Source organism: Actinoplanes sp. NPDC049548, assembly GCF_040676695.1.
Classification (GTDB): Bacteria; Actinomycetota; Actinomycetes; order Mycobacteriales; family Micromonosporaceae; genus Actinoplanes.
Window position 1 is genome coordinate 1 of sequence record NZ_JBFAPM010000004.1, and the last position, 23,095, is coordinate 23,095.

At 71.5% G+C, this 23,095-nt stretch carries 20 protein-coding genes; 13 read left to right on the top strand and 7 right to left on the bottom strand.

The annotated features are described in order from the left end of the window. From AB0J80_RS09850 to AB0J80_RS09865, 4 genes are all read left to right on the top strand, one after another. Positions 1-112: sigma factor-like helix-turn-helix DNA-binding protein (locus AB0J80_RS09850; RefSeq protein WP_364703670.1), on the top strand; the 112-nt coding region annotated here is incomplete at its 5' end. 196 nt (positions 113-308) lie between these two features. Next, complete coding sequence (locus AB0J80_RS09855) at positions 309-629, top strand: helix-turn-helix transcriptional regulator (protein ID WP_364702650.1); 321 nt, start codon at positions 309-311, stop codon at positions 627-629. 5 nt (positions 630-634) lie between these two features. Further along, positions 635-1,459, top strand: a complete 825-nt coding sequence (locus tag AB0J80_RS09860; RefSeq protein ID WP_364702653.1) for a hypothetical protein — start codon at positions 635-637, stop codon at positions 1,457-1,459. 57 nt (positions 1,460-1,516) lie between these two features. Further along, a complete protein-coding gene (locus AB0J80_RS09865; protein WP_364702656.1) occupies positions 1,517-1,909 on the top strand; it encodes a hypothetical protein in 393 nt (130 codons plus the stop codon). Positions 1,910-2,243: 334 nt separating this feature from the next. Here the strand turns inward: AB0J80_RS09865 and AB0J80_RS09870 are convergent, their stop codons facing one another. Then, on the bottom strand, positions 2,244-2,639 hold the full coding sequence (locus AB0J80_RS09870; RefSeq protein ID WP_364702658.1) for a hypothetical protein: 396 nt from the start codon (positions 2,637-2,639) through the stop codon (positions 2,244-2,246). A gap of 360 nt (positions 2,640-2,999) precedes the next feature. On the opposite strand from AB0J80_RS09870, the gene AB0J80_RS09875 reads away from it, so the two are divergent. Further along, positions 3,000-4,268 carry an alpha-amylase family protein gene (locus AB0J80_RS09875; protein WP_364702660.1) on the top strand — a complete coding sequence of 423 codons (1,269 nt, stop codon included), beginning with the start codon at positions 3,000-3,002 and terminating at the stop codon, positions 4,266-4,268. Here AB0J80_RS09875 and AB0J80_RS09880 read toward each other — a convergent pair. Then, on the bottom strand, positions 4,237-6,054 hold the full coding sequence (locus AB0J80_RS09880) for a sulfatase (RefSeq protein ID WP_364702663.1): 1,818 nt from the start codon (positions 6,052-6,054) through the stop codon (positions 4,237-4,239). The genes AB0J80_RS09875 and AB0J80_RS09880 overlap by 32 nt on opposite strands. Positions 6,055-6,213: 159 nt before the next feature. On the opposite strand from AB0J80_RS09880, the gene AB0J80_RS09885 reads away from it, so the two are divergent. From AB0J80_RS09885 to AB0J80_RS09895, 3 genes are all read left to right on the top strand, one after another. Continuing rightward, entirely contained in the window at positions 6,214-9,072 is a 2,859-nt protein-coding gene (locus AB0J80_RS09885) for a GH92 family glycosyl hydrolase (RefSeq protein WP_364702666.1), read from the top strand. 141 nt (positions 9,073-9,213) lie between these two features. Further along, positions 9,214-9,873, top strand: coding sequence for a DedA family protein (locus AB0J80_RS09890; RefSeq protein WP_364702669.1), 660 nt, complete (start codon positions 9,214-9,216; stop codon positions 9,871-9,873). Positions 9,874-9,923: 50 nt separating this feature from the next. Beyond that, positions 9,924-10,349: a hypothetical protein gene (locus AB0J80_RS09895; RefSeq protein WP_364702672.1), complete on the top strand. Its 426-nt coding sequence runs from the start codon at positions 9,924-9,926 to the stop codon at positions 10,347-10,349. 298 nt (positions 10,350-10,647) lie between these two features. On the opposite strand, the gene AB0J80_RS09900 is transcribed toward AB0J80_RS09895, so the two are convergent. Together AB0J80_RS09900 and AB0J80_RS09905 are read right to left on the bottom strand one after the other, a co-directional pair. Next, a complete protein-coding gene (locus AB0J80_RS09900) occupies positions 10,648-11,370 on the bottom strand; it encodes a hypothetical protein (protein ID WP_364702675.1) in 723 nt (240 codons plus the stop codon). 192 nt (positions 11,371-11,562) lie between these two features. Continuing rightward, a complete protein-coding gene (locus tag AB0J80_RS09905; protein WP_364702677.1) occupies positions 11,563-12,384 on the bottom strand; it encodes a hypothetical protein in 822 nt (273 codons plus the stop codon). Positions 12,385-12,503: 119 nt separating this feature from the next. Here AB0J80_RS09905 and AB0J80_RS09910 point away from each other — a divergent pair, with 119 nt between their 5' ends. From AB0J80_RS09910 to AB0J80_RS09925, 4 genes are all read left to right on the top strand, one after another. Further along, a complete protein-coding gene (locus tag AB0J80_RS09910; RefSeq protein ID WP_364702680.1) occupies positions 12,504-13,340 on the top strand; it encodes an SDR family NAD(P)-dependent oxidoreductase in 837 nt (278 codons plus the stop codon). Between the two features lie 57 nt (positions 13,341-13,397). After that, the gene (locus tag AB0J80_RS09915) at positions 13,398-14,345 is read left to right on the top strand and encodes an ATP-binding cassette domain-containing protein (protein WP_364702682.1); all 948 of its coding nucleotides are present in this window, start codon (positions 13,398-13,400) and stop codon (positions 14,343-14,345) included. Continuing rightward, positions 14,342-15,172 carry an ABC transporter permease gene (locus AB0J80_RS09920; protein WP_364702685.1) on the top strand — a complete coding sequence of 277 codons (831 nt, stop codon included), beginning with the start codon at positions 14,342-14,344 and terminating at the stop codon, positions 15,170-15,172. The genes AB0J80_RS09915 and AB0J80_RS09920 overlap by 4 nt, the downstream gene beginning before the upstream one ends. Before the next feature lie 282 nt (positions 15,173-15,454). After that, positions 15,455-16,036 carry a hypothetical protein gene (locus tag AB0J80_RS09925; protein WP_364702688.1) on the top strand — a complete coding sequence of 194 codons (582 nt, stop codon included), beginning with the start codon at positions 15,455-15,457 and terminating at the stop codon, positions 16,034-16,036. Between the two features lie 10 nt (positions 16,037-16,046). Here AB0J80_RS09925 and AB0J80_RS09930 read toward each other — a convergent pair whose 3' ends face one another. From AB0J80_RS09930 to AB0J80_RS09940, 3 genes are read right to left on the bottom strand one after another with little or no spacing between them, the layout of a single operon-like run. Further along, complete coding sequence (locus tag AB0J80_RS09930; protein ID WP_364702691.1) at positions 16,047-19,196, bottom strand: BTAD domain-containing putative transcriptional regulator; 3,150 nt, start codon at positions 19,194-19,196, stop codon at positions 16,047-16,049. Positions 19,197-19,233: 37 nt separating this feature from the next. After that, a complete protein-coding gene (locus tag AB0J80_RS09935) occupies positions 19,234-20,361 on the bottom strand; it encodes a hypothetical protein (protein WP_364702693.1) in 1,128 nt (375 codons plus the stop codon). 21 nt (positions 20,362-20,382) lie between these two features. Continuing rightward, positions 20,383-22,470, bottom strand: coding sequence for an alkaline phosphatase family protein (locus AB0J80_RS09940; protein WP_364702696.1), 2,088 nt, complete (start codon positions 22,468-22,470; stop codon positions 20,383-20,385). 126 nt (positions 22,471-22,596) lie between these two features. Here AB0J80_RS09940 and AB0J80_RS09945 point away from each other — a divergent pair, with 126 nt between their 5' ends. Continuing rightward, positions 22,597-23,064, top strand: coding sequence for a DUF6174 domain-containing protein (locus tag AB0J80_RS09945; RefSeq protein ID WP_364702699.1), 468 nt, complete (start codon positions 22,597-22,599; stop codon positions 23,062-23,064). Positions 23,065-23,095 lie beyond the last annotated feature (31 nt).

Sequence of the window (23,095 nt, forward strand, 5' to 3'; positions counted from 1 at the left end):
CACCCAGTCGCAGATCGCCGAGCAGATCGGCATCTCCCAGATGCACGTCAGCCGCCTGCTCACCAAGGCCCTGACCAAGCTCCGCGGCCAGCTCGCCGCGGACACCATCTGAGCGTCCGGACCGACGAGGACGCCGGCCCGGTTCGGGCCGGCGTCCTCGTGCTTTTCGCGGCCGGCACTCAGGCTGCTCCCGAGGCGCTGCGGCACCGCACCCCGATCGGATGAAGCCGGCCTGAGCAGGATCGGGAGTACGACCGACAGGCATGGACCCCTATGCAGAACTAGGAGTAGCTATATAGAGTAAGGACATGGCTGTCCTGCGCATGACCACTCCGCGGGTGCTCGTCCTTCAGGCTCTGCTGGAGGACGACCACCGCGAGCGGTACGGTCTCGACCTCGCCCATCAGGCCGGGCTGGAACCGGGAACGATATATCCGATCCTGGTCGCTTTCGAGACGGCGGGGTGGCTCAGCAGTCGTGAGGAAGACATCGACGTGCACGCCGAGGGACGTCCTCGTCGCCGCTATTACCAGCTCACTGCGACCGGTGTCACTGCAGCGCGTGAGGCACTGGCCAGAGCAGCGCAGCGGCGAGCCGCCCGTCCTGCCACCGGGAAGCTCGCGTGGTGAGCGGCGTGAAGTCGACCCCGTCGGCTGTCGGCCTGCGCCGCGTCGAGTGTGCCATCGTGTCGCTGCTGTGCTTGATGCTTCCTCTCCGGTTCCGCGAGCGGCAGCGTGGCGAATGGACCGGTGACCTCATGTCGCTGGCCCAGGTTGATCCGGCAGCCCGGTGGCGCTATCTGGCCGGCGCGGCCCGCACGCTTCCGAGCCTTCGCAGCTCGATCGGCCGCCGCGACGCTTCGCCCATCGAGGTGTCGAGCGGCGTGCGGGAGACGGTGGCCCGTATCCTCCTGCTCGGCATGACCTGGCCGATCCTGTCGTGGTCGGTGTGGGTGCCCACCCGCTATCTCGCCTTCGACATCCCTGGGCGCCTTGCGCGCAGTGGGTACACCACACCCATCGACCCCCAGTCGGTGTGGCCGTTCGAGGGCACGCCGAGCTGGCTGCGACTCGTGTGGACCGTGCCGCACCTCGGAGCTTGGGCCGTCGTCATGGGCGGGCCGTTTCTGCTGGCGGCGGTGGGTGTGATCGGCACTGTCACTGCAGTGCTACGGCGTCGTCGTCGGCGAGTGCATCGGCTGACCGCGGCAGTCGCGGCGCCGGCCGCGGTCCTCTTGGCGGTCGCATGGACCGCCGTCTCGACAGGTCTGATCATCCGCGACGACGGTTACGTCGCCGGTGTGCTCGGCGTCGCCGCCGCCGTGCTCGGCGCCACCACCAGCAGTCTCAGGAACCGGACCCGAACTGCGCTGCTGATACTCGGCGTCGGTGCGATCACCGTGTTCCTGTCGTTCCACACCGCGGCCGGAATCGCCATGCTCACCTGGTTCCAGGACTGACGCATCCGAGCAGTCCTGCCCATCCCCTGACACCTCCTCAATGCGACCGGAGCAGCCATGACACAGACCCAGGTCTCGCCCCGCCCCCGTGCCGATGTACCGGTCGGCCTGGTCAGGACGGTCGTCGTCGTTCAGCTGTACGTGCTGGCGGCCTACCTGGCAGCCGCGATCATCCCGTACCTGTGGGCACCACGGCCTTACCCGCCGACCTGGTGGTGGATCGCACCGGCATGGTTGCTCGGCGTTCCAGGCTTTTACATCACCCTCATGGGCGCCGCACTCGCCGCGCCATTGGCTATGGTCGGCGCATTCTTTGCGGTGCAGGCCGGCCGGATCGTGTCGGCTCGGCTGCACGCATGGTGCCTCGCCTCCACCGTGGCATCCGTCGGGTATGCGATCTTCGCGCTCACCCCGCTCGGCCGGCACATCGCCGCGTTCGTCGCCGACTGAGCGCAGCCCCGTCACGGACACCGCGCGCCGGCCGACTCAACGACACGGCTCCCGGTCACCCGCACTCGCGCGTGAGGACAAGGACAGCAGGTTGCGCCCCGCTCCGCGTTCTCCGCCAACGGGAAACACTTCGGCGGCGTTCGGGTCTACGCCAATCCGAACGCCGCCGCAGTGGCACCGCCCACGACATGGTTCTCAAAGCAGGAAAGCGTTAGCCCCGGCATTCACCCATGCGCTCCGGCGCAAACACCGGCGTCAGCGACAAGCGGGGAATTCGCCGATCCCAGAATGCTGAAAGCCCATGGTGGCACAGCAGCCCGCACTCGATAAGCGATCAGCCCTTAGTGCACTGCGTCGGGTTGCGGTACTGCCAGGAGTAGGTCTTCAGCGTGCCATCGGACCAGATTCCGGTAACGGTCAGCGTGGTGTAGCCCGACCCGGCAGGAAGCCGCTGCTCGGCGGTGCTGACCTGCCCCGGAGCGGTCTGGCTGCCGGTCGGCCACGTAATCGGCGACGTCGGTGACGTCGCGGTGAACATGGCATTGAGCGTGCCCAGGTTCTGAACGTTGTAAATGGCGATCCACTGGCCGGTGGCCTTGTCGCACCGACTGTCATTGGAGATGTATGCGCCCTGTTCGGCCACATCGGCGTTCGCCGGGCCCGCGGCCAGCCCCACGGAGGCCATAGCACCCAGGGCGCCGACAACTGCGAGCTTACCGAATGACTTCATGAGCAACCTTTCGAAACATTTACGACGTCGATCGGTGATCGGAGGTGGCAGCACGGATTCCTGATCCAGACTCCGTGAGAGCGCTCTCACCATAATGGTTGGCGACCCTTCCGGTCGCACTGGACGCCACCATAAATGGTGTACCTCACAGTGCGTCGCGCTGATCTATCTCAGAAATATCAACCTATTGACAATAGGCTGTTAAACAATTTGAAAGCCGCTGGTTCCTCGCCCTTGATGCCCGGGCGGGTCCTGCCGCGGGGCGCGGGCGGTGGGGTGGAACCTGTTCGCGGGCAGGAGCAGCGCAGGAGCGGGACGCGCTGCCAAGCGCTGACCGCTCCCCCGCCGTACAGTTGCGGCGTGACCGAGGCCGAGTGGGTGCATCATGCTGTGTGGTGGCAGGTGTACCCCCTCGGCTTCGCCGGCGCCTATCCCGAGCACGACAACGGCGGGCTGCGGCGGCTCGGCGCCTGGCTGGACTACGTCATCGAGCTCGGCGCCTCCGGGCTGCTGCTCGGGCCGATCTTCGCCGCCGAGACGCACGGCTACGACACCCTCGACCACTTCCGCATCGATCCCCGGCTGGGCGACGACGGCGACTTCGACGCGCTGATCGCCGCGGCGCACCAGCGGGGCCTGCGGGTGGTCCTGGACGGCGTCTTCAACCACGTCGGGCGCGGACATCCCGCGTTCCAGGACGTTCTCGCCCAGGGCGAGGCCGCCGCCACCGCACGCTGGTTCCGCCGGCGCGGCGGAGGCGAGTTCGTGACGTTCGAGGGGCACGACGCCCTGGTCACGCTCAACCATCTGGAGCCGGCCGTCGTCGACTACGTCGTCGAGGTCATGACGCATTGGCTGCGGCGCGGCGCCGACGGGTGGCGGCTGGACGCGGCGTACGCCGTACCACCCGCGTTCTGGGCGAAGGTGCTGCCCCGCGTGCGGGCCGAGTTCCCGCAGGCGTACGTCTTCGGCGAAGTGATCCACGGCGACTACCCGGCCATCGTCGAGCTGTCCACGCTGGACTCGGTCACCCAGTACGAGCTGTGGAAGGCGATCTGGAGCTCGCTCGAGTCGGCCAACTTCTTCGAGCTGAGCTGGGCCCTGGAGCGGCACAACGGCTTCCTCGACACCTTCGTGCCGCAGACCTTCGTCGGCAACCACGACGTGACCCGGCTGGCCAGCAGGCTCGGCGACGAACGGCTGGTGCCGCTCGCCGTGGCGGTGCTGCTGACGGTCGGCGGCACCCCGAGCATCTACTCCGGCGACGAGCAGGGCTTCCGCGGCGTCAAGGAGGACCGCGCCGGCGGCGACGACGCGGTGCGCCCGCCCTTCCCGGCCGAGCCCGCCGGACTGGCCCCGTACGGTCGGCAGCTGCACCGCATCCACCAGGAGCTGATCGCCCTGCGGCGGCGCAACGCCTGGCTGCACCGGGCCCGTACGCGAACACTGCACCTGACCAACGAACAGTTCGTCTACGAGGCGTACGCCGACGGCAACGCGCTCGTCATCGCCCTGAACGCCGCGCCCAAGCCGGCCACGGTGCCGGCCCCCTCGGGCGGCACCGTGGAGCTCGCGCCGTGCAGCTGGTCGGTGCTTCCTAGCGGCGAGGCGGTGACAGGGCCCGGCTGACGTCCCCGGTGCCCGGGCCGAACGTGGTCAGGAACCGGTCGCGGAACTGGTTCATCGGCCAGACCGGGGCGTCGTGGGCCGGCTTGAGGCCGTCGGTCCAGTTCCAGTCGGCGACCCGGTCCAGCACCTTCTTGTCCTTGGCGACGATGGTGATCGGCACGTCCCGGCTGGCGCCGTCGCCGACCACGATGGGGGCCGGCTGGTGGTCGCCGAGGACGACCATGACGGTGTTCTCGTCGGCGAACTTCTCCAGGTACGAGATGACCGTCGTCAGCGTGTACTGGATCGAGCGGCTGTACTCGCGCTTGACCTTGTTCGGGTCCTTCCACACCGCGCCGGGCTTCTTGGCGTCCGCCTTGATCTGGTGGTAGACGGCCCCGTCACCGACGTCGTTCCAGTCGATGAAGGTGGGCAGCGGGGCCCACGGGGTGTGGCTCGACACCAGCGGCATCTCGACGAACATCGGCGCGTGCGCCGGGCCGCGGACGTTCTTCTCGAACCAGGAGAGCGTGTACTGGTCCGGCTGCGGCGCCCAGGTGAACTTCGGGCCGACGTACCCGGTGTTGCGGGAGTCGAAGACCCGGTTGTAGCCGTAGAAGTTGGCCTCCGGGAAGGCGCGGGTGGCGCCGGGCATCACGCTCATGGTGTCGAAGCCGGCCTTCTTGAAGAGGCTGGTCAGAGTGAGCCGCTCGCTGGCCATGAGGTTGCGGTAGCGCTTCTGGTTGTTGATCCACACCCCGGAGAGCAGCGTGGAGTGGGCCAGCCAGCTGCCGCCACCGGAGGTCGGCGAGCCGAGCCAGCCGCTCTTCGCCACGAAGCCCGCCTTGGCGAGCGTCGCCGAGCCCTCGTCGAGCACCTCGACCGTGCCGGGGTTCAGCGCCGGGTCCTCGACGGCGGAGCGCCCGTAGCTCTCCACGAACGTGATCATGACGTCCTTGCCGCGGAGCCCGGTGAGCAGCTGGTCCGGCGCGGTGGCGGCGAAGGCGTCGACCTTCACCTCGCGGGCGAAGTTCTTCTCGTCGTTCAGTCCGCGCTTGACCGAGTGGGCGCGGTCCCAGGCGTAGAGGGCGCTGCTGCGCGCCGCGACCGGGATGTTGTTGAACAGCTGCACGCCCAGCATCAGGCAGACGACCCAGGCGGCGGTGCCGGCCAGCGCGGTGCGGGCGGTGGCCTGGCGGTGCCGGGCGGTCACCTTCGCGATCCGCAGCGCCGCGAGGGTCACCAGCGCCACGACGGCCACGGCCAGGACGATCACGCCGATCAGCGCGCCGATCTCGGCACCCTTGCCGGCCGACTCCCGGACGAAGTTCCGGGCGTCACCGAAGAGCTCCCAGTCGAGGACCGGGTCGAAGGGGCGCGCGAGGACCTTGTAGAAGCCGATGTCGAGGGCCTTCTCGACGGTGAGGAGGCCCAGGCCGGCTCCCAGCACGCCGGCGACGATCCGCTTCCACCGGCCGGGCAGCAGGAGCAGCAGCCCGATGGCGAGGAAGCCCTCGATCGGCAGGCGGAAGTACGTGCCGGGCTTGTGGAACCGGCTCAGCACGTTGGGCAGGATCAGCGCCGCGAAGATCAGGACGATCGCGCCGGTGGTCAGCGCCCGGCCGGCGATCCGGCGTACGCGGCCGGCCGGCGGGGACGTCGCCTCCGTCTCGCTCTGCGATGGCGTCTCGCTCTGCGAGGCCGTCTCGGTCTGCGAGGGCTCGGTCGCCGGCTCCGGGTCTGCCGCGGGGGCGGCGGCGGGGCGGCGGAAGCGGGCGACGAGCGCTTCGCGGATGGAAACAGACAAGACGGGGGCCCTCCTCCAGGACGTTCCGTCAGTGGAGAACGGATCCGGGGCCCGAGCAGTTCAACTCCGGCGGCCGAAGATCGGGTTGACACATCGGACGAGGTCGATAGAAGCTGACCCTCGACATGGCCTGACATCGATGTCATCAGGGGGACTCGCATGCTCGGACGCCGTACCGTCGCCGCCCTCGCGGGGGCGGTCCTGACCGTGCCGATATCCGTCGCCGCGCATGCCGCGGCCCTGCCGCCCCTGGTCGCGGAGCCGGCGGCATACGTCAACCCGCTCATCGGCACCACGAACCTGGGCAACACCTATCCGGGGGCGGTCACTCCGTTCGGCATGCTGGCGTGGAGCCCGCAGACGTCGCGCGGGAACCAGCTGTCGACCCCGGCGCCGGGCGGCTACCAGTACACGGCCACCCGGATCCGCGGGCTCAGCCTCACCCACCTCAGCGGCGTGGGATGTTCCGGCGCGAACGGGGACATCCCGATCATGCCGCACGTCGGGGCGGTGGAGACCTCGCCGACCGCGGACGCCACCGACGCCGTCTACGCCAGCACGTTCTCGCACGCCAACGAGGTCGCCAAGCCCGGCTACTACAAGGTGGGCCTGGACAGCGGCGCGGGCGCGGAGCTGACGGCCACGCCGCGCACCGGCTTCGGCAGGTTCACGTTCCCCGCGGACAAGACGGCCGGCCTGCTGTTCCGCACGTCGCTGTCGGAGACCGGCAGCGAGGATGCGACGGTCCACATCGACGCGGCCACGCGTACGGTCACCGGCTCGGTCAGCGCCGGCAACTTCTGCGGCCCGCAGAGCACGAACAACTCGCACGCGTACTACACGCTGCACTTCGTCGCGAAGCTGGACCAGCCGTTCGCGACCACCGGCACGTGGAAGGACACGACGCTCACCCCGGGCGGCACGGACGCGCAGGGCGGCAGCGGGTACAGCAGCACGGGCCGGCCGAACGCCGGTAAGGGTTCCGGCGGGTACGTCACCTTCGCCCCGGGCACGACGGCCGTGTCGATGCGGGTCGCCATCTCGTACGTGAGCCTCGCGGGCGCGGAGAAGAACCTGGCGGCGGAGTCCCCGGAGCGGCTCAGCTTCGGTGCGATCCAGGCCGGCGCGCGCGCCGCGTGGTCGCAGCAGCTGAAGAAGATCGGCATCGGCGGCGGCACCGAGGACCAGAAGACGACGTTCTACACGGCGCTCTACCACTCGATGCTCGAACCGACGCTCACCAGCGACGTGGACGGCAGCTACTACGGCGCCGACGACGAAATCCACACGTTATCCACAGGACAGAAGGCTCAATACGGGACGTTCTCCGGCTGGGATGTGTACCGCGCTCAGGTTCAGCTGCTGGCCCTGCTGAACCCGAAGATGGCGAGCGACTACGCGCAGAGCCTGTACAACTACGCCACCCAGCGCGACGGCGAATGGGACCGCTGGCTGCTGCAGCACGGCAAGACCGCCGTCATGTCCGGCGACCCGTCCGCGGCGGCGGTGGCCGGCATGTACGCGTTCGGCGCCCGCGACTTCGACGTGCGGGGCGCGTACGAGTCCCTGGTGCACGCGGCAACGGTCCCCACGGCCAACGACTCCAGCGACGCCGGCTGCAACGTCGAGTGCGTCGGCCAGCGCCCGGCCCTCGACAAGTACCTGGCGCTCGGCTACGTCCCCGCGGACGACTGCCACTGCTGGGGCGGCGCCGCCGAGACCCTCGAGGACGCCGCGGCAGACTACGGCCTCGCGGAGCTCGCCAAGGCGCTCGGCGACGACGCCGGCCACGCCGAGTTCCTGCGCCGCTCGCACACCTGGCGCAACGTCTTCGACGAGGACGCCAAGGCCGACCCCGGCCTCGAGCACAACGTGCGGGAACGCATCACCGAGATCCAGGCGAGCGGCGAGAACGCGCCCTGGGAGGGCAAGGCCCAGGCGTTCGACGGCGACAAGGGCACCAAGTGGCTCACCTTCGCCACCACCGGCTGGGTGCAGGCCAAGCTCAGCTCCCCGCTGACCGTCAACCGGTACGCCCTGACCTCCGCGAACGACGTACCCGAGCGCGACCCGAAGAACTGGGAGCTGCAGGGCTCGGCGGACGGCACCACGTGGACGACCGTCGACACCCGTACCGGCCAGAGCTTCGACAAGCGCGGCCAGACCAAGGAGTACGAGGTCGCCTACCCGAAGCCGTACGCGTACTACCGGCTGAACGTCACCGCGAACGGCGGCGCACCGATCGTGCAGCTCGCCGAGCTGGAGCTGGCCGACCCGGCCGTGCCGACCCCCGTGCCGGCGGACGGCTCGGCGGTGGGCTGGATGCGCGACCGCTACAGCGACGGCACCTGGGCCGAGGGCTTCAGCCCGTCCACCGGCACGGGCTTCGTCGAGGGCAGCAGCGCCCAGTACACCTGGATGGTCTACTCCGACGTGGTGACGCTGGCGCAGAAGATGGGCGGGAACAAGACCGCCGTCGAACGCCTGGACGCGTTCTTCCGCAACCCGGACGGCACGTTCGACCTCAGCGCCACGAAGGGAACGAAGTTCGACGCGACGAACGAACCGGACATCCAGACGCCGTACCTCTACAACTACTTCGGCGCCGCGTACAAGACGCAGGAGACCGTCCGGGCGATCATCGACGCCAAGTGGAGCAACGGCACCGGCGGCATCCCCGGCAACGACGACGCCGGCACGATGAGCGCCTGGTACGTCTTCTCCGCCCTCGGCCTCTACCCGACCGTGCCGACCCGCGCCGAGCTGGCCCTCACCAGCCCGCTCTTCCCGCGGGCGGTGGTTCACCTCGGCAGCGGCAAGGACCTGACGATCGAGGCACCGCGCAGCGACGCCAAGGCGATCTACGTCCAGAGGCTGACGGTCGACGGCACGTCCACCACCAAGGGCTGGCTCCCGGCGTCGGCTGTCACCGCGGGCGGCAAGCTCAGTTACACCCTGGCGACCACGCCCAGCCTCACCTGGGGCAGCGGCCCGGGTGACGTACCTCCACAGAACTAAGTTGCATTCCCCGCGGAAGCGGGACAAGGGGTGCCCCGGCGAGGGATCGTCGGGGCACCTGTGTGTTTGTGCAGCCGGCCGCTGGATACGGTGTGAGGTCGGAGCCGCCGGCCCGACACCGATGACGGGAGCCCCGAGCCCATGCCGCCGACCGACGACCTGCCGAGCTTCCTGCACGGAGTCGCTCCGATCCTGGACCGCTGGGGATACCTCGCGGTGGCCGGGGTCATCGGCGTGGAGAGCTTCGGGGTGCCCGCGCCCGGCCAGACGATCATGGTCGCCGCGGCGATCTACTCGAGCTGGGGCCGGCTGGACATCTTCGCGGTCGCCGCGGTCTCGTTCGTGGCGGCCGTGCTCGGCGACAACGTCGGCTACTGGATCGGCGTCCGCGGGGGCCGCAAGGCCGTGCACCGCTTCGGCAAGTACATCTTCGTCACCCCTGCCCGGCTCGAGCGCGCCGAGAAGTTCTTCGCCCGCCGCGGCAACCGGATCATCGTGGTAGCCCGCTTCATCGACGGCCTCCGGCAGCTCAACGGCGTGATCGCGGGCATCACGGCGATGCCCTGGCGCACCTTCCTGATCTACAACGCGATCGGCGCCGCGCTCTGGGTGGGCTGGTGGACCACCATCGCCTACGTGCTCGGCACCCACCTGGTCGAGATCATCGACCACGCCCACCGGTACAAGTGGTGGGCGATCGCGGCCGTGGTGCTGGCCGTCGGCGGTTACGCGTTCCTGCACCTGCGCCACATCCGCAAGCGCCGGGCCCGCACCGCGGAGACGGTGAACAAGGAGGCTTGACCGCCGCCCGTCCGGGTAGGGACAAGTGAAACCGGATGGGAGTGATAGCCGTGAATGCACCGGCCAAGCCACTGGACCGTCGCCGGGACAAGGCGGGCGCCGCCGAAGCGGCCGCCGACAAGGCCCGCGCGGCAGTGACCGCCATCGACAACCAGCTCAAGACGATCGCCACGCTCAGCGAGGAACAGCAGCAGGCGCTGCGCCGCACCACCGAGGAGGCGGCCCGGCTCAAGCGCTCGCTCAAGGCGGCCGGCAAGCGCCGCGCCGAGCTGGTCAAGCAGCGCAAGAAGGCGGTGGTGCGCGCCGACAAGGCCCGGCAGCGCGCCCGGGCCGCGGAGGCGAAATACGACAAGGAACTGCTCGCCGACATGGTCCGCCGAGAAAAACAACGCGACCGAGGGAACCTTGATCCGGCTCCCGAGTCGGGGGACGCGGCCACGGCGACATCCCGCGAAACAGCGGCACGTCACACTTGATCTCGTTCAGACGGTGCCGGCTTGTCGTAGGCGGGCCTTTCATAGGTACGCGCGCCGGTGCTGGCCAACCGCAGCACCGGCGTCTGCGCCTCACGGGTGGCGGCGGCCTTCTGCCGGGTTCAGGTTCCCGTCGCGGTCCCGCCCTGCGGGCGCGGTGTCCGCATCCAACGCGATAACCGACTCCCGCCCTCGGCCGTGGTCGTGACCGCTCCCGTGGTCGATCCGTAGAACGCACGGCGGATCGCTGCATCTCGTCGGCCGAGTCGACCGCACTGCTGCGGTGTTCGCGGCTGGATTTCTACGGAGCCCGAGTGAGTGCCTGAGCCAGCTGGCTGTTCGCTGACAGCCAGCCAGCGAGGTCTCTATCGAGCAGCCGACTCAGTTTCAGGCAGGCATCAAGGCCTTGCTGGAGTGCAAGTCGCCGGTTCTCGCCCGGCATGGGGAACCCTTTGACCAAGGGCTCGTGGTGGGCGGCCCGATTACGCAGGGCATGTACCTCCTTGACGACGCCCAAGGTCCACGCGCGGGTGAACTGCCCGCCGGTCGTCCTGGCTTCTGCACGTCCCCCGGGAAACGCCTTGCTGATTTCCCGAACCCAGAGCGTCTCGTACCTGGCCTGTTGCCGGCGTGGACCTGCTCCGTAATGACCTCCGACCTCCAGCAGGTTGCGCCAGAAGCCGAACATCAGTTGTGCGACTACGCGTCCTGGTGTGCGGCGAGCGGGTGGCACCTCGACCCACGCCTTGGCGACCGCTTTGAGGGAACGGTCGTCGAGCCCGAGCTCCACGCTGTACCAGTCGGGTCGACCTGCTAACCGTGCCAATGCATCGTTCATCGCGTTACGCATCGCCACCTCAAGGATGGCGATGTCCGCCATGGCAGCTGCAGCCGTGTCGCGATCCCAGACATACAGATCGAGATGGTCACACCCCCGGGAAGCCGCTTCGCTGCGGTAGGTGTGCAACCGATCAGGTGAGATAGCCTTCTCCAGCGCAGTGCGCTGGGGCCCTTGGAGGGTCATCCGGCGTTGAATAGACAGAGAATGACCACAGCGCTAAACTAGCGGACGTACTCCCCCGCACTTGCCTCTCCGAACTTGATTCGTGACGCGGCGGGGGTTTTTTTGCCCTGATCCCGAGACGCGGACTTCTTCGACCTGGCCCTGCTGCTTACGAGCGGACACCTGCACGAGAGGCGGCGGTGTTCTGCCGGGTCAGGTTCCCGTCGCGGTCCCGCCTTGCGTGACCCCGCCCTGGCTGCCTCCGTCCGGAAGTCCGCCGTCCTGGGTGCCGCCGTCCAGCGGAGCGCCGCCCTGTGTGCCGCCTTGCAGGGGGCCGCCACCGGGTGTGCCACCCTGGGCGGGTGCCAGGTCGGCGTCCGTCACCGTCGTGGCGGACGCGGTGTTTCCTGATGTCGTTGCCGTGACGCGGACGGTGTGGCCGGATGCCACGTCGGAGGTCTGGTCGGCGCCATTGTCGACCGCGGTCGCGTTGCTGATCACGTACGTCTTGCTGTAGTCGTCCTCGCTCTTCACGGTGAGGGACGTCGCGGTGACCGCCGAGACGGTCCCCGTCTGGGTCTCCTGGGTGACGTAGCCGCCGTTGCCGTCGGGGCCCACGTAGGTGCCGTGCAGCGCGCCCATGAGGGCACCACCGCGGCTGCCGGCGAACGGTCCTCGCCCGCCGCCGAGCAGGTCCTGAGCGTTGCCGGGTGCGGAACCCGCGGCGGCTCCCGGAGCGACTGCCGACGCGGGGGTGTCGTTGCCGGAGGCGCCCACGGCGGCGGTTACTCCGGCCGTGGCCACGACCGCCGCGGCGATCGCGCCGGCCACAGCGAGCTTTCTCCTGCCGGTCCCGCCACTTCCGGCCCGGGCGGGAACGTCCGCCGCGGCGGGGGCGCCCCATTCCGGTGGCATGCCGGATCCGCCGCCGGGAGGGGCGGCCCAGGCAGCGGTCGCCGGTTCGGGACCCGAGGGCGGCGCGATCACCGGGTGGGCGTCGATCACGGTGGGGTGCTCGGTCGGACGGTCAGGCATCGTGCGGTCTCCTCGGTCGGCGGGTGAGCTACCGACGAGACTGGCCGGACGGGCTATGGGGTGGCTGTGCGTTCCCCAGGGGGCGGTTGTGACTTCTCCGCCGGCGGCATAATCGGCGGATGACCACCTTGGAACGGTTCGCGTTCGCCGGACGTACGTGCGTGATCACCGGGGCCGCGAACGGCATCGGTGCCGCGCTGACCGCAGACCTGGCCAAGCGGCGGGCCGTGCTCGCGCTGGTGGACAAGGACGCCGACGGGCTGGCCCGGGTGGCCGCGCTCGCCCGGCAGATCGGCGCCCAGGACGTCAGCACCCACGTGGTGGACCTGTCCGACGGCGGCGACCGGCTGGACCTCGCCGCGGCGGTGGCCGACCGGCACGGCGGCACCGACCTGCTGGTCAACAACGCCGGGGTGGCCCTCAGCGGCACCTTCGAGCAGGTCAGCATGAAGGACTTCGACTGGCTCATGGAGATCAACCTGCACGCCGTGGTGCGGACCACGAAGGCGTTCCTGCCGCAGCTGCTCGACCGTCCCGGCTCGCACGTCGTCACCATCTCCAGCCTCTTCGGGCTCATCGCGCCGCCGGCCCAGGTCGCGTACGCCACCAGCAAGTTCGCCGTGCGCGGGTTCTCCGAGGCGCTGCGGCACGAGCTGGCCGGGCGGGTGGGGCTGACCGTCGTGCACCCCGGCGGTGTGCGTACCGGAATCGCCACCAACGCCCGGATCAGCGGCCCGGACCTCGACGGCGAGCAGGCAGAGCAGATCCGGCGGTTCAGCGAGAAGGCGCTGACCCTGCCTCCGGAGGAGGCGGCGAAGCAGATCGTCGCCGCGGTCCAGGCGCGCAAGCCGCGACTGGTGATCACGAGGGCGGCCAAGGCGGCCGACCTGCTGGCCCGGGTGGTGCCCGGCCGCTACTGGGACGTGATCGCGCGGGGGCTGCGCGACAAGCTGTAGGTGCCGTGTCGGCGCCGTGTCGGTGCCGTGTCAGCGGGGCGGCGCACGCTGACCGGCATGACAGATCTGATGATCGAGGCCGAGGGCCTCGTCAAGCGCTTCGGCGAGACCCGGGCGCTGCAGGGCGTCGACCTCGCCGTGCCGCGCGGCACGGTGCTCGGCGTGCTGGGCCCGAACGGCGCGGGCAAGACCACCGCCGTCCGCATCCTGTCCACCCTGCTCGTGCCGGACGCCGGCACCGCCCGGATCGGCGGGTTCGACGTCGTGCGCGACGCCGAGCGGGTCCGCCAGGCGATCGGCCTCACCGGCCAGTACGCGTCGGTCGACGAGGACCTCACCGGCCGGCAGAACCTGGAGCTGTTCGGCACGCTGCTGGACCTGGGCCGCAAGGGTGCCCGCCTCCGGGCGACCGAGCTGCTCGAGTGGTTCGACCTCACCGATGCCGCCGACCGGATGGCGAAGACGTACTCCGGCGGCATGCGCCGGCGCCTCGACCTGGCCGCGAGCCTGGTGGGCTCGCCCGACGTGATCTTCCTGGACGAGCCGACCACCGGCCTGGACCCGGCGAAGCGCGAGGACATGTGGGACGTGGTCCGCACCCTCGTCGCGGGCGGCGCGACGGTCCTGCTCACCACGCAGTACCTGGAGGAGGCCGACGCGCTCGCCGACGAGATCACCGTGATCGACCACGGCCGGGTGATCGCCCACGACACCCCCGACGGCCTCAAGCGGGTGGTCGGCGGTCAGACCCTCGAGGTACGCCCGGCGGATCCGGCCGATCTGGCCCGGACCTCGGCGATCCTCTCCGAGGTCTCGTCGGGCGCGGCGGCCGACGAGATCCGCACCGGCGTGCTCGCCGTCCCGGTCGGCGGCGACGCCGCGATGACCGAGGCGGTGGCCCGCCTGGCGGCCGCGGGCATCGCGGTCGTCGAGCTCTCCCTGCACCTCCCGAGCCTCGACGAGGTGTTCTTCACCCTCACTGCCAAGGAAGAGGTGCCCGCATGACCACGCTCCTGACCGGCCCCCGCACCCCGGCGCCGCTGCGGCCGGTGGCCGCGACACCGCAACCACGCCCGCTGCGGCTGTTGCGGCATTCACTCGCGCTCACGAAGCGCAGCCTGATCAAGACCTGGCGGACGCCCGAGGCGCTCATCGACGTGACCCTGCAGCCGGTGCTGTTCCTGGTCATCTTCGTGTACGTCTTCGGCGGCGCGGTCGCCGGCTCGACCCACGACTACCTGCAGTACCTGCTGCCCGGCATCCTGGCGCAGACGATCGCCACCGGCTGCATCGCGATCGGCGTCAACCTCAACACCGACCTGGCGAAGGGCATCTTCGACCGGTTCCGGTCGCTGCCGGTGCCCCGGTCGGCGCCGCTGCTCGGGGCGGTGCTGGGCGACATCGTGCGGTACGCGATCGTCACGGTGATGACCGTGGGTTTCGGCTACGTCATGGGCTTCCGGATCACCACCGATCCGCTGAGCGCGCTCGCCGGCGGCCTGCTGGCGGTGCTGTTCGCGCTCTGCCTGAGCTGGCTGCCGGTCTTCGTGGCGATGAAGGTCCGTACGCCCGGCGCCGTGCAGGGGCTGATGTTCGCCCTGATCATGCCGCTGAGCTTCGCGTCGAACGTGTTCGTGAGCGCCGACACGCTGCCGGGCTGGATGCAGGGTTTCGTGGACGTCAACCCGCTGACGCACCTCGTCGGGGCGGTCCGGGGCCTGTTCCTCGGTACGCCGCTCGGCACCCATGTGTGGTGGACGCTCGCGTGGTGCGCCGGCTTCGTGCTGATCTTCATGCCGCTGGCGCTGCGGGCGTACCGGAAGAAGGTGTGAGTCCGGTCTTGACAGGTTTGGGCCGCAGGTGGACCCTGTACCCGTTTGATGCCCGAGTGCCCGTTCAGGCGCCCGCGACATCCGGGGTCCTTCTGCGGCCCTCTTCGATGAACGCGACCGCCCTCGACGGCTGCGGAGATCATTGCGCCCAAAAGCCGCATTCACCACCTCAACGTCAACATCGCACCAAATGAGTTTCCATCGATAGATCTGCTGATTGGGCCGGAAACGACCGGGCAAGGGGCAGCCCGAAGATGTTCATCGATGGAAGGGACCCCCGGAATGCGACCGAACAAGCTCACGAAGGCACTGCTCGCCGGCGCACTCGCGCTCTCCGCCGTGGTGGCCACCGGCGTCTCCGCGGCCGCCGCACCGGCCGCCCCCGCCGCTCCCCGCGCCGCGGCAGGCACAATGACCTCGCAGGTCAGCGGCACCTTCACCGACGCCCTCGGCGGCACCGGCGCGGTGACCGGCACCTTCACGCCGACCCGCTTCGTGGCCCAGGGCGAGCGCCTGCTGGCGACCGGCACCCTGCACAGCATCCTCACCGACTCCGCCGGCAGCCAGGTCGGCACCACGGACAGCACCGTCACGCTGCCCGTCACCCTGCCCAGCGGCGGCGTCGGCGTCCAGGCCGTCTGCCCGGTCCTGCACCTCGTGCTCGGCCCGCTGGACCTCGACCTGCTGGGCCTGCAGGTCCACCTGAACCGGGTGGTCCTGGACATCACCGCGGTCTCCGGCCCGGGCAACCTGCTCGGCAACCTGCTCTGCGCGATCGTCGGCCTGCTCGACGGCGGCCTGCCCCTGCCGCTGCCGCTGATCGCCAACCTGCTCAACCAGGTCCTGGCACTGCTCTCGCTGTAACGCGGGCCGGTCAGCCGTCCGCCAGCACCCGGTCCATCAACTCCCGGATGCGTACGACGATGGCGGCGGCGGGCGTGCCCTGCAGCCCGTCCAGCAACGCGCGGCGGCGGTCCTCGTCCCCGAGGGCCGCCGTCAGCCGGCCGCCGTACCCCGGCGGAACGAGCATGCTCGTGGCGCCTCCGGCCCTGGTCGCGAGCGCCCACAGCTCGCGGGCGCGGTCGTCGTCCCCCCGGTACGCGGCCAGCGCCGCCCCGCCCAGCGCCCACGCACCCGAGAGCGGGATGTCGTGGGAGGCGACCGTCTCGGCGCGGACCTGCGCCAGGAGCCCGGCCGCGGAGGCGTCGGCGCGCTCCACCGGATGGTCGGCCGCGACGGTGAGGTACAGCATGGCGGCCGCCACCCGGAACATGACCCGCGGGTCGGGCATGGGCGTGGACACGTCGGTGGCCAGCCGGACGACGGCGTCGGTGTACGCCAGGGTCGTGGCGTGATCCCCCCGTTCCCACGCCAGATGCGCCAGCCCCAGGTGGGCCTGGGCCGCGTCACCCGGATCCGCCTGCGGGGACATCGCCGTCGCGCGCAGCCTCCGCTCGGCGTCCGCGTCGCCGTCCAGCGCCAGCCGGGCGTCGAGCACCACGCGGATCGACCGGGCGTCCTGTGCGGCGCCGACCAGGTCCATGTGCCGTACGCTGCGCGCCAGCCAGGTCACCGAGACGTCCCGCCGCGCCGAGTAGGAGTGTCCGACGGCCTGGGCGGTCATCGCCATACCCCAGTGGTCGCCGGCGCTCTCGAAGAGCGCGTACGCATTCTCCGCGTCGACGACCGAGTCGCCGGGCATCCCGCCGTTCTCCCGCAGCACCGCCCGCACGAAGAAGCCGATCGCGCGCACGTACGCGTCCGGGTCGCCGATCAGCTTCTCCGCGCCGCGCAGACTCTCGTCCCCGTCGAACCGGTCGAACGAGGGCAGTGACTCGGCCAGCGCCCTGTTCCGGGGCGACACCTCGGCCGGCCGCTCGGCCATCAGCACGTTCAGCGCGCGCCGGATCAGCGCGGTCAGCCGGACGGGACCGGTGATGCCGCTGTTGATCCCGGCGATCAGGCACAACCAGGCGAGCCGGTCCGCGTCGGGCAGGGGCCGCCCGCTCTTGCGGCCGCACGCGATCGCGGAGCGGCTCCGGGCCACCGGGTCGTCCACCCGCAGCAGCGTCCTGGCCCAGGACGAGACCTCGAGATGCAGCCCCCGGACGGCCCACAGCTCGAAGACCGCCCCGGCGATGTCGACGGCGGCCGGCTCGTCGTCGTGGTCCACGGCCCAGCGCAGCGCGGCGACCAGGTTCTCCTGCTCCTGCGCGGTGGCGGCCAGCGCCTCGAGCTGACGCGGTCCGATGTGGTCGGCGGCCAGCTCCACGGCGCGCGTACGCGCCCACGCCACGAGGCCGGTCATCGCGGCCGTACGGTCGCCGAGGCGGGCCTCGCCGTACTCCCGGACGGTCTCCAGCATCCGGTACCGCACCGGGCCGCCCTCGCCCTCGTCCAGGGTGAGGAGGGACTGCTCGGCCAGGACGGCCAGGCCGCGGCGCACGTCCGGCGTTCCGGCGACCGCGGCGGCCGCCTCGGCGGTGAACGGCGCCGGGATCACGGCCAGCCGCTGCAGCAGGTCACGTTCCGCCCGTGCGAGCAGCTCCCGGCTCCAGTCCACCATGGCCCACAGGCTGGCGTGCCGCTCGGGCAGTCCGCGGAGCGCGTCGTCGAGCAGGGCGAACCGGTCGGAGAGGCCGGCCAGGACGTCGTCGATGGGCATGTGCCGCAGCCGGGCCGCGGCCAGCTCGAGCGCCAGCGGCAGGTTGTCGAGGCGGTGGCAGAGGGCCAGCGCCCGGTCCTCGTCCCAGGTGACCGCGGCACCGCCGGCCCGGGCGCGCGCCTCGAGCAGGTGCAGCGCCTCGGCGTCGGGCAGGGTCCGGAGCCGGTGCACCTGCTCGCCGGCCAGGCCCAGCGGCGCCCGGCTGGTGGCCAGCACCGCGAGCTCGTCCGTGGCGGCGAGCAGATCGGCGGCGACCGCTGCCGCCGCGTCCAGGACGTGCTCACAGTTGTCGAGGACCACCAGGCCGTCGAGCTCGCCCGCGACCACGCCCAGCCGCTCGCGCGGGGACAGCACCCGGCGTTCGAGGCTCAGTCCGTGGGTGCCGCCGGCGGTCTCCGCCCCGCCCAGCGCCGCAAGGACGACGGGCAGCACTTCGGCGGGGGTACGCACACCGGCGAGCTCGACCACGCGGACGGCGCCCGGCGCCCGGCGGGCCACCTCGGCGGCGAGCCGGGTCTTGCCGGCGCCACCGGTCGCCACGACCGTCACCAGCGGCGCCTCGGTCAGCTCCCGGGTCACGGCCGCGACGTCGTCCTCGCGCCCGAAGAACGCGGTGCCGGGCCGCCGCCACGAGCCGGGCATCGTCACCCGGGCCGGGCGCCGGGGTCGCGTCCCGCGGGTCAGCTCGCCGCGCAGCAGGGCCAGGTGCGCTTCCGCGACCACCGGCGAGGGATCGGCGCCGTAGCGGTCGGCCAGCTCGGCACGCAGCCGCTCCACGACCTCCAGCGCCTCGGCCTCGCGGCCCTGGGCGGCCAGCACCCGGACCAGCAGTGCCGCGGCCGGCTCGTCGGGTGGGGTGCGGCCGGCCAGCAGGCGCAGGTCGGCCTCGTCGTACGCCCCCGCACCGGCGAGCGCGGCCTCGGCGCGGACCGCGGCCACGTCGCCGAACAGCCTGGCGGCCTCGGCGTCCGCGAGCTCGGGAATCTCCGGGAACAGCGCCCGGGCAGCGTCCGCCTCGCGGCGGGCGAGCTGCGGGTCGCCGTCGTCGAGCGCGGCCCGCGCCCGGTCGGCCAGCCCCCGGGCGGCGACGACGTCGGTCTCGACCTGGCCGGCCGGCACCCGGTAACCGCCGGGGCCGGCGACGACGGGCACACCCAGCCGCCGGACCCGGGAGATCAGCGCTTGCACGGCCCCGCCGGCGTCCTCCGGCGGCTCGCCCTGCCAGACGGCGTCGATCAGCCCGGCCGGGGAGACGGCCCGCCCGCGGGCGCCGACCAGCTCGCGGATCACCGCGGCGAGGCGCTCGCCCCGCACCGGTTTCCCGTCGATGGCCAGCGGCCCGAGCGTCGTGATCCGCACTGCACAGTTATAGCCGGAGCGGGCGAGACCTCCGCGCTCAGTCGAACGAGGCGTACCGCTTGCGGTTCTGGCCGGCGATCGTCGTGAAGTCGCCGCCGGCTCCGAGGGCGCCGCGGTTGTGGTCGACGACCAGCGTCCGCACGCCGATGACCCCGTTCGCCTGCGGCGCCCAGCCGGTCAGCGCGCCGCCGGCGCTGATCGCCGCGAGCTTGACCCTGGAGTACGAGCCGTCGGTGCACGTGCCGTGTGCGCCGTTGCTGGCCGTGGTGCAGGCCCGGTCGAAGTGGCCGCCGACGTAGATCGTCCCGCCCAGCGAGGCGACCGCCGTGGCGTCGCCGTCGAACACCCGCTGCCAGCGCATCGACCCCCCGGTGGTGTACGCGATGGCCCGGCCGCCCTGCCCGCCGGTGGCCACGTACACCCCGGCGGAGTCGGTGGTGACCGCGTTGACCTGGGCCGGCGCCGTGGGCAGGAAGCCCCGGTCGACCGCGCCGCCGGCCGGGGACACGGCCGCGATCCGCAGCGTCCGGCTGACCCCGTTGACCTTGTGGAAGGCGCCGCCGAGGTAGACCCGGCCGCCGGTGACCGCGAGGGCGTGCACGGCGTCGTCGGCGCTGGGCCGCCAGCCGCCGTCCAGGGCGCCGCTGGACAGCGAGAACGCGGCCGCGTTGCGCCGGGTGCTCCCGTCGACCGCGGTGAAGCTGCCGCCGGCGTAGAGGCGGCCGTTGCCGACCGCGAGGGCGTACGGCGCGCCGGTCACCCGGTGGGAGAACGTGCCGACGGCGCCGGAGACCGCGTCGATGCGGGCCAGGCTGTCGCGGCTCGAGCCGGAGATGCGGGTGAAGGAGCCGCCGGCGTATACCGAGGAGCCGCTGACGGCGAGCGCCCGGACCACGCTGTTGGCGGCGGGCGCCCAGGCCAGCAGCGATCCGGAGCTCGCGTCGAAGGCGGCGAGCCGGGCGCGGTCGTAGGTGCGGCCGCCCCACGCGACGCTGGTGAACGACCCGCCGACGTAGACAGTGCCGCCGCGGTACGCGATCGCGTACACGGACCCGTTGAACAGCGGCGCCTTCTCGGGGCTGGCGCTGACCGCGAGGGCGGGCGCGGCGCCGGTGGCGGTGACGAGGGTGGTGGCGGCGACGGCCGTCAGGAGAGTCTGTCGCACAAAGTGGATGAAACGCACATTTCAATCAACCATCCCGGCTGTCCGAAAGTCGCGCCGCCGCGCCGTCACGACCTCATCGGGCTCGCCGGCGGTCAGCTCGTCCTGCCGCGGCGCACGCGGGCGCAAGCCCAGGAGTTCGAGCCACTCCACCAGCTGCCGGTGCACTGCGTCCGGGCCGAAGAGGTCCCCCTGGGTGATCTGCCACTCGGCGGGGTGCACGAGCATCGCCTCGGTCTGCCAGCCGCCCAGCCCGCCGTGCGAGCCCACCAGTTCCTCGAAGGCGGACACCTCGCTGGTCACCGGGTCGACCGCGCTGATCAGCACGAGGTCGCCGACGTGCCGGGACTCCTGGTGGCGCAGCAGGTCGGCGCGGGCGTGCGGACCGTACGGCAGCAGCGGATCCTGTCCGTGCACCGCGCCGTCCACCAGCCGGTGCGACCCCGCGGCCCCGTACGCCACCGGCCCGTCGCCCTCCCGCACCACCACCAGGCCGACGCCGGGATGCCCGGCCAGCCCGCTGACCAGCTGCGGATATTCGGCGTCGATGCGGTCGCGGTCCAGCCGCCCGGCGTAGCGGGTGAGATAGACGAGGGCGAGGTTGCCGGACGACACCACCAGCACCGGGGCGACCGGCCGGCGCGGGAACTCCGGCTCCTTGGTGGCCTCCTGCTCGGCGGGCACCGAGGGCGCGTCGGCCGGGTCGGGGGCCGAGAAGCGGGCCACCGCCTGCTCGAGGGTCTCGCCGTACCGCTGCCGGAAGGTCACGCCCTGGCTCTGGCCGTGGTCGGAGAGCACCACGATCCGGTACGCCCGTGCCGCCTCCGACCGCAGCCGCTCGAGCACCCCCAGCATCCGGTCGAGGCTCTCCAGCTGGCGCATCGACTCCGGCCGGGCGGGGCCCGCGTGGTGCGCCACCTCGTCGTAGTCGACCAGGTCGCAGTAGACCACCGGGGCGCCCCGGGCCATCTGCTCGGCGACGAGCGACACGTTGACGTCGCGAAGGAGCATGGACGCCGGCCGCAGCGCCAGGAAGGCGCCGGACCGGCTGACTCGGGGCTGCAGGTTGCGCCGCCGCTGCAGCCGGGCCTGGTGCAGCTCGGTGAAGACCTCGCCCACGCCGAGGACGAGGGCCCGGGTGAAACCGAACGGGCTGGCCATGAACGCCGCCCAGCCCCGGGCCGAGCGGCCGGGCAGCGCCGCGTGGCTCACCGTGAGCAGGCTGATCGCGGCGTCACCGGAGAACGCGTTGCCGATGCTGACGCCGCCGTCGGACAGCAGGCCCCGGCCGTCGGACAGCCGCGGCTCGATCACCGCGGCGTCGCGGGGCCGGTTGGAGACCATCAGCTTGCCGGTGTCCTTCTCGTACCAGCGGAAGCCGGGGATCTCGCGGGAGGCGCCGTGCAGGATGCCCGCCTGGGACGCCGGGGTGGTCGACGGCAGCCCGGTGTGCCAGCCCCGCATCGTGTGCGTGCCCGAGCGCAGCCAGCGGCCGATGGTGGGCAGGTTGCCGGCGCGTACGGCCCAGCGCAGCACCGGCTCGCTGACCCCGTCGAGCTGCACGACCAGCAGTCCCGCCTCGGTGCCCGGTGTCGGGCGCCGGACGGTGAGCCAGCGCCCGCCGGCCCGGCGCGCCTGCCGCCGGCGGATCGCGCGCATGAGGCGTTTCGCCTCCTTGAGGAACGTGTCCTCGGTGCCGCTGTCGACCATCCAGTCGAAGATCGCGGCGCAGACCACGGCGAGCACCGCGGCGACGCCGACGGTGGGCCAGCCGCTGAGCCGCTTCGACGGGTCGAGCTCCAGCGCCACCACCATCACGATGACCTGCGCCATCACGCCGAGCAGCATCGCGCCCCAGCCGCCGAGCGCCGTCACGCCGGCCAGCAGCAGCGGGCGCAGCACGGCGCCGACCACCGCCACCAGCACGACCAGCCCCATGGTGTCGAGGACGTCGGTGGCGCGTACGCCCGGCATCAGCCACAGCGTGGTGGTCAGCACGACGAAGGTCGTCACGCCGTTGCGGATGACGGCCTTCGCCCGGTCGAGGACACGCGGCCAGGCGAAGACCGCGCGCAGCTCGGCGTCGCGGCTTCCCCCTCGTTCTACGGCCACGGAAGAACGATCGCACAGCCGGGGCGGCCGGTGCCTCCCACGTAGCGAAGGACACTCACCCGCTCGGGGAACCGTGGTGGGCCCGTACGCGTCCGACCTATACCGTCGACTCCCGTGGAGGGCCCTGTGCGTCGTCTGATCCCGTGTGCCGTTCTCGCCGCACTCCTGGGCGGCTGCGCCGAGCCCCAGCCGAGCGTCGTGAACGAGGCACCGCCGACCTGGAAGGTCCCGGACAAGTACGCGTTCAACCTCACGTCCGAGTGCGGCGAGCAGCCCCTGATCGGCAAGTTCCGGGTCACCGTCGTGGGCGACAAGGTGACCCGCGCCGAAGGCCTCGACGACCCCGCACGGCGGGCGCTGATGCTGCGCCTGGCCAACCTCGTGCCGACCCTGCGCCAGCTCGAGGCGCAGGCAGAAACCGCGAGGCAGAAGGGCGCCGACGTGGTCGAGGTCGAGCGGGAGCCGTCCGACGCCCACCCGACCCGCATCATGATCGACCCGTCGTCCGAGGCCCAGGACGACGAGCAGTGCTACACGATCCAGGACTACACGATCGGGTTAGCGGCCGAGCCGTCGGCGACGCCCTCGCGGTAGGTTCGCCGGACCAGCGAGGGATGGGGAGGCC